The following is a 6,460-nucleotide window of genomic DNA, read 5'->3' as shown; positions in this document are numbered from 1 at the left end:
AGCCCGGCCGGCGTTTGAGGACGAGCGCGCAGCGCGTTGGAAGGGCGGGTGGGTGGGGGAAAGAGCCTGCGTTGAGTGACGGGTCGGGCGGGGCGGTCAGCAGGGGTGTTTGCGGAGGCTCATGACGTAGTCGTGGGGAGCACCCGCGGAGTCGGCCGCGTCAGCGATCTCCCCGAGGTAACGGGCGGACGGCAACCCACCCTCGTACCCGTTGAGGACATACACCCAGGCAGCCTCCTCACCCTCAAGGGTGTGAACCCGAACCCGCATCCGCCGGTAGATGTCGAGCCCGACCCCCTCCCACCGGTCCATGGAGTCCTCGTCCATCGGCGCGATGTCGTACAGCGCGACGAACACCTGCGACCGCGGCGCCTCGACGATGGTCGCGAGCGCGCCTTCCCAGCCCAGGTGCTCGCCCCCGAACGTCAGTCGCCAGTCGTTGAGCCAGCCGGTCGCGCGCAGCGGCGAGTGCGGGGCGCGGCGCGTCATCAGCCGCGCGTCGAGATTGCCGGCGTACGCGGCGTAGAGCGACATGGGTCCGAGGGTACGGCAGCCCGGCGCCCCCCTCCCGCCGCACCGGTCACAGTGGTGGTGGCGACGACGGCGGGAGGGGGAGCGGGAGAGCAGTCACCGCAATGGGTTCCGCCAGACGGGCCCCGGGGGTACGGGCCGCCCGGCCGTGCGGGACAATGGAGTACGTGACTCGGATCGTGATCATTGGTGGCGGACCCGGCGGATACGAGGCGGCCCTGGTGGCCGCCCAGCTCGGCGCGGAGGTGACCGTCGTCGACTGCGACGGTCTGGGCGGGGCGTCGGTGCTCACCGACTGCGTACCGTCGAAGACCCTGATCGCGACGGCCGAGGTGATGACCACCTTCGACTCCTCGTACGAGGAGCTCGGCATCATCGTCGAGGACGACACCCCGCACATCGACCAGGCGGCCCGGGTCGTGGGTGTCGATCTCGGCAAGGTGAACCGGCGCGTCAAGCGGCTCGCGCTCGCGCAGTCGCACGACATCACCGCCTCCGTCACGCGCGCCGGCGCCCGGGTCCTGCGCGGCCGCGGCCGCCTGGAGGGCCAGCAGGCCATGGACGGGTCACGGACCGTCGTCGTGCGCGCCGCCGACGGGTCCGAGGAGCGGCTCACCGCCGACGCCGTACTGATCGCTACCGGCGGGCACCCGCGCGAGCTGCCCGACGCCCAGCCCGACGGCGAGCGCATCTTCAACTGGACGCAGGTGTACGACCTCGACGAGCTGCCCGAGGAGCTCATCGTGGTCGGCTCGGGTGTGACGGGCGCCGAGTTCGCCGGTGCCTACCAGGCGCTCGGGTCGCGGGTCACGCTCGTGTCGTCGCGCGACCGGGTGCTTCCGGGGGAGGACCCCGACGCCGCCGCGGTTCTGGAGGACGTCTTCCGGCGGCGCGGCATGAACGTGATGGGGCGGACCCGCGCCGCCTCCGCCAAGCGCGTGGGCGACCGCGTCGAGGTCACGCTCGCCGACGGCCGGGTCATCTCCGGGTCGCACTGCCTGATGGCCGTCGGTGCCATCCCCAACAGCGACGGGATGGGCCTCGAAGAGGCCGGGGTCAAGGTCAAGGAGTCCGGGCACATCTGGACCGACCGGGTGTCAAGGACCTCCGCCCCCGGTGTGTACGCCGCCGGTGACGTCACCGGCATCTTCGCGCTCGCCTCGGTGGCCGCCATGCAGGGCCGCATCGCGATGTACCACTTCCTGGGCGACGCGGTGACGCCGCTGAACCTGAAGACCGTCTCGTCGAACGTCTTCACCGACCCCGAGATCGCGACCGTCGGCTACACCCAGGCCGACGTCGACGCGGGCAAGATCGACGCCCGGGTCGTCAAGCTCCCTCTCCTGCGCAACCCACGCGCGAAGATGCAGGGCATCCGCGACGGCTTCGTCAAGCTGTTCTGCCGTCCGGGTACGGGTATCGTGGTCGGCGGTGTGGTCGTGGCGCCGCGCGCCTCGGAACTGATCCACCCGATCTCGATCGCGGTCGACAACAATCTGACGGTCGAGCAGATCGCCAATGCCTTCACCGTGTACCCGTCGCTTTCGGGCTCGATCGCCGAAGTCGCGCGCCAACTGCACACCCGGAAGACCGCGGCCGAGGCCTGATCCCCTCACCCCACCGCACGGCCGCGGGACAGCACCTCGGCCGGTCCGTGCGGTCGGCCCGAACACCACGCAGGTCACAGCCTGTTGCCGCGCATTCGCCTGGCATAGGCGGGGAGACTACCCCCTATACCACTTCTACCCCTGCCGAGCGAACAACTTCTGTAATTCGGCGCAAACTGCTGAAAGCAGACGGTCGTTGGGGTTACTGTCAGTTTCGTGTTCGCTGCAGAACGTCGCCAATTGATCCTCGAAATGGTGCGGGCCAACGGAGCGGTATCGCTCCGTGAGCTCGCCCGCGTCGTCCAGACCTCCGAAGTGACCGTACGGCGGGACGTGCGCGCGCTGGAGGCAGAAGGACTCCTCGACCGCCGGCATGGCGGTGCGGTATTGCCGGGCGGATTCACGCGGGAGTCCGGCTTTCCGCAGAAATCACATCTCGCGTCCGCCGAGAAGACGGCAATCGCCGATCTCGCGGCGGGTCTCGTCGAAGAGGGCGAAGCCATCGTCGTCGGGGCGGGGACGACCACGCAGGAGCTGGCCCGCCGGCTCGCGCGGGTGCCCGGCCTCACCGTGGTCACCAACTCCCTCCTGGTGGCCCAGGCGCTCGCCCACGCCAACCGCGTCGAAGTCGTCATGACCGGCGGCACGCTGCGCGGATCCAACTACGCGCTGGTGGGCAGCGGGGCCGAACAGTCCCTGCAGGGCCTCAGGGTGTCGCGGGCGTTCCTGTCGGGCAGCGGCCTGACCGCCGAGCGCGGCCTCTCCACCTCCAACATGCTGTCGGCCAGCGTGGATCGCGCGCTGGTGCAGGCAGCCGCGGAGGTGGTGGTCCTCGCCGACCACACCAAGCTGGGCACCGACACGATGTTCCAGACGGTGCCCACGGACGTCATCACCCGCCTCGTCACGGACGAGCCGCCGCCGCACGACGACCGCGCGGCGACCGAGTTGCACGCCCTGGCGGACCAAGGCGTGCAGATCGCGGTCGCCGGGGCGTCGGCGGGCCCCGGCCAGGCCCCCGGAGTTGACTCCGTCCCGACAGGCCGACAGCAACGCAGGGACGTGCCGCTGCCCGGTCAACGGCGGGGGCACGGGGGCCATGGTGCGGGGCCCGGCGCGGGGCCGCAGTTGCGGAGCGCCGCTGTTCTCGGGGAGCAGTCCCCGGGGGAGCGGGCGGCTCGGGTGGCTGACTTGCGTCGCCGATAGGTCTGGCCCCTGGGCCTTGGGCGGGGGGCTGCTGGTCCCCCGGTTCCCTGGGCGTCTGTCGCGCTGCGCGCTCGTCCTCAAGCGCCGGACGGGCTGAAATCCGTGCTGGCGCTTGCGTGCTTGTCTTCAAGCGCCGGACGGGCTGAAATCCGTGCTGGCGCTTGCGTGCTTGTCTTCAAGCGTCGGACGGGCTGAAATCCGTGCTGGCGCTTGCGTGCTTGTCTTCAAGCGTCGGACGGGCTGGAGATCCGTGCTGGCGCGTTGCGTGTTTGTCCTCAAGCGCCGGACGGGCTGGGGCTGCTGGACCCCTGGGTTCCCTGGGCGTCTGTCGCGCTGCGCGCTCGCCCTCAAGCGCCGGACGGGCTGGAATTTGCGGGCTGGGGGCTGTGCTGGCTGTTGGGTTTGGCTTCAGGTGGTTGGTTCTGGTTTTAGGCCACGGAGGGTCAGCAGTAGGAGGCGGTCCGCCAGTTCTGGGTCGTCGGGGGACTCCTCGGCGGCCAGGGCGATCGCGTTCGTCAGTTGGAGCAGGTCGTCGATGGCGACGCCCTCGCGGATCGCGCCCGACGCCTGGGCGCGGGCCAGGAGTTCGGTGCCCGCCTCGTGCATCGGGCGACTGCACCGGGCCAGCGCGGAGCTGCTGTCGCGGGACGCCGACATCAGGGCCCTGGCGAGGCCGCGGTACTCACCCGCGTGGGTGATGATCGCGCGGAGCCACTCCACCAGGGCCGTGCAGGGCTGCGGGGCGTCGAGCAGGGCGTGGGAGCGGGTGAGCAGGTCGTGCACCGCGTCCTCGAAGACGGCGCTCAGCAGGGCGTGCCGGGTGGGGAAGTGGCGGTACAGCGTGCCGATGCCCACGCCCGCGCGGCGGGCCACGTCCTCCAGGGACGTGTCCGTGCCGTGTTCGGCGAACGCGGCACGGGCCTCGCTCAGGAGCCGCTGGTGATTGCGGCGGGCGTCGGCACGCATGTCTCGTCTCCTCGCGGTGCGCCCCCCGTGTCCATCAGCGCGCTCCGCGCGCGGGCGCCCCTTCGCCGATCCTGGGGCTCCGCCCCGGACCCCGCTCCTCAAACGCCGGAGGGGCTGTCTCCAGCCCGTCCGGCGATCGAGGACGAGGCGCGGAGCGCCGATGAGCGGGGGGCCGATGAGCGGGGGGCCGGGGGCGCACCCCCCAGTCAGTCCTTGATCTCGCAGATTACTGCGCCCGACGTCAGAGAGGCGCCCACTTCCGCGAGGAGGCCCTTGACCGTGCCGGAGCGGTGGGCGTTCAGGGGCTGCTCCATCTTCATGGCCTCAAGGACCACGATGAGGTCACCCTCCTTGACCTCCTGGCCCTCCTCGACCGCGACCTTGACGATCGTGCCCTGCATGGGCGAGGCGAGGGTGTCACCGGAGGCCGCGGGGCCGGACTTCTTCGCGGCCCGCCGCTTCGGCTTGGCACCGGCCGCGAGGCCCGTACGCGCCAGGGACATGCCGAGCGACGACGGCAGCGACACCTCAAGACGCTTGCCGCCGACCTCGACGACCACGGTCTCGCGGCCCGTCTCGTCCTCGGCCTCGGCGTCCGTGACCGCGGAGAAGGCGGGGATGTCGTTGACGAACTCGGTCTCGATCCAGCGGGTGTGGACCGTGAACGGGTCCGTGGAGCCCGTCAGTTCGGGCGCGAACGCCGGGTCCGCGACGGCCTTGCGGTGGAAGGGGATGGCGGTGGCCATGCCCTCGACCTCGAACTCGGCCAGGGCGCGCGCGGCGCGCTGGAGGGCCTGCTGCCGCGTCGCGCCGGTGACGACGAGCTTCGCGAGCAGCGAGTCCCACGCCGGGCCGATGACCGACCCCGACTCGACGCCCGCGTCCAGGCGCACGCCCGGACCCGACGGCGGCGCGAACGACGTCACCGTGCCGGGCGCGGGCAGGAAGTTGCGGCCCGGGTCCTCGCCGTTGATGCGGAACTCGAAGGAGTGGCCGCGCAACTTCGGGTCGTCGTAGCCGAGTTCCTCACCGTCGGCGATGCGGAACATCTCCCTGACCAGGTCGATCCCGGAGACCTCCTCGGTGACCGGGTGCTCCACCTGGAGGCGGGTGTTGACCTCGAGGAAGGAGATCGTGCCGTCCACACCGACCAGGAACTCCACGGTGCCCGCGCCGACGTAGCCCGCCTCGCGCAGGATCGCCTTGGACGCGCGGTACAGCTCGGCGTTCTGCTCCTCGGACAGGAACGGCGCCGGGGCCTCCTCGACGAGCTTCTGGTGGCGGCGCTGCAGGGAGCAGTCACGGGTGGAGACGACCACCACGTTGCCGTGGGTGTCGGCCAGGCACTGGGTCTCCACGTGCCGCGGCTTGTCCAGGTAGCGCTCCACGAAGCACTCGCCGCGGCCGAACGCCGCGACGGCCTCGCGCACCGCCGAGTCGTACAGCTCCGGCACCTCTTCGAGGGTGCGGGCCACCTTCAGACCGCGGCCGCCACCGCCGAACGCCGCCTTGATCGCGATCGGCAGGCCGTTCTCCTCGGCGAACGCCACCACCTCGTCGGCGCCCGCGACCGGGTCCGGCGTGCCCGCGACCAGCGGGGCGCCCGCGCGCTGCGCGATGTGCCGCGCCGCGACCTTGTCACCGAGGTCCCTGATCGCCTGCGGCGGCGGGCCGATCCAGATCAGGCCCGCGTCCAGGACCGCCTGGGCGAACTCCGCGTTCTCGGAGAGAAAGCCGTAGCCGGGGTGGACCGCGTCCGCCCCGGAGTCCTTGGCGGCGGTGAGCACCTTCGCCATGTCCAGATAACTGGTCGCCGGAGTGTCACCACCAAGGGCGAACGCCTCGTCCGCGGCCCGCACATGCAGTGCGTCCCGGTCGGGTTCCGCGTAAACGGCAACGCTCGCGATCCCGGCATCCCGGCACGCCCGGGCGACCCGGACAGCGATTTCGCCACGGTTGGCGATGAGCACCTTGCGCACGATGGCTCCCTCCTTGAAACAAGCTGAGTTTAGGGACTGCCGACACGGACCCACGACCCGTCCCCAATGGTGAGCTTGCCCACACGGAGCGTGATCCGAGGTCGGTCGATCCCTGAAATCCCTTGTCGCACCGTGGTACGCAGGGCCCTTCCCCGGAAGCCTAGCCCTCCG

Annotated in this window: 5 protein-coding genes; 2 read left to right on the top strand and 3 right to left on the bottom strand. The window is 71.1% G+C overall.

Annotated features, from left to right (window positions below; all coding sequences use genetic code 11):
* Positions 1 to 96: 96 nt before the first annotated feature.
* Positions 97 to 534, bottom strand: coding sequence for a gamma-glutamylcyclotransferase family protein (locus IG78_RS0132380; RefSeq protein ID WP_030570036.1), 438 nt, complete (start codon positions 532 to 534; stop codon positions 97 to 99).
* A 155-nt stretch (positions 535 to 689) separates the two neighbouring features.
* Between IG78_RS0132380 and IG78_RS0132375 the strand changes: the two genes are divergently transcribed.
* The gene (locus IG78_RS0132375; protein WP_030570033.1) at positions 690 to 2,138 is read left to right on the top strand and encodes an NAD(P)H-quinone dehydrogenase; all 1,449 of its coding nucleotides are present in this window, start codon (positions 690 to 692) and stop codon (positions 2,136 to 2,138) included.
* 216 nt (positions 2,139 to 2,354) lie between these two features.
* On the top strand, positions 2,355 to 3,344 hold the full coding sequence (locus IG78_RS0132370; protein ID WP_078965769.1) for a DeoR/GlpR family DNA-binding transcription regulator: 990 nt from the start codon (positions 2,355 to 2,357) through the stop codon (positions 3,342 to 3,344).
* A 408-nt stretch (positions 3,345 to 3,752) separates the two neighbouring features.
* Here the strand turns inward: IG78_RS0132370 and IG78_RS0132365 are convergent, their stop codons facing one another.
* Positions 3,753 to 4,310, bottom strand: coding sequence for a TetR/AcrR family transcriptional regulator (locus IG78_RS0132365; RefSeq protein WP_030570027.1), 558 nt, complete (start codon positions 4,308 to 4,310; stop codon positions 3,753 to 3,755).
* Between the two features lie 206 nt (positions 4,311 to 4,516).
* A complete protein-coding gene (locus IG78_RS0132360) occupies positions 4,517 to 6,289 on the bottom strand; it encodes an acetyl/propionyl/methylcrotonyl-CoA carboxylase subunit alpha (RefSeq protein ID WP_030570024.1) in 1,773 nt (590 codons plus the stop codon).
* Positions 6,290 to 6,460 lie beyond the last annotated feature (171 nt).

It is taken from the genome of Streptomyces aureocirculatus (assembly GCF_000720475.1).
Classification (GTDB): Bacteria; Actinomycetota; Actinomycetes; order Streptomycetales; family Streptomycetaceae; genus Streptomyces; species Streptomyces aureocirculatus.
Note: the sequence above shows the minus strand (reverse complement) of the source record. Positions and strands in the feature narration are given on the sequence as shown.

Bases quoted from the DNA above. Each gene is read 5' to 3' on its own strand.
- IG78_RS0132380 (WP_030570036.1), bottom strand. From the start codon at position 534: ATGTCGCTCTACGCCGCGTACGCCGGCAATCTCGACGCGCGGCTGATG.
- IG78_RS0132375 (WP_030570033.1), top strand. From the start codon at position 690: ATGGAGTACGTGACTCGGATCGTGATCATTGGTGGCGGACCCGGCGGA.
- IG78_RS0132365 (WP_030570027.1), bottom strand. From the start codon at position 4,310: ATGCGTGCCGACGCCCGCCGCAATCACCAGCGGCTCCTGAGCGAGGCC.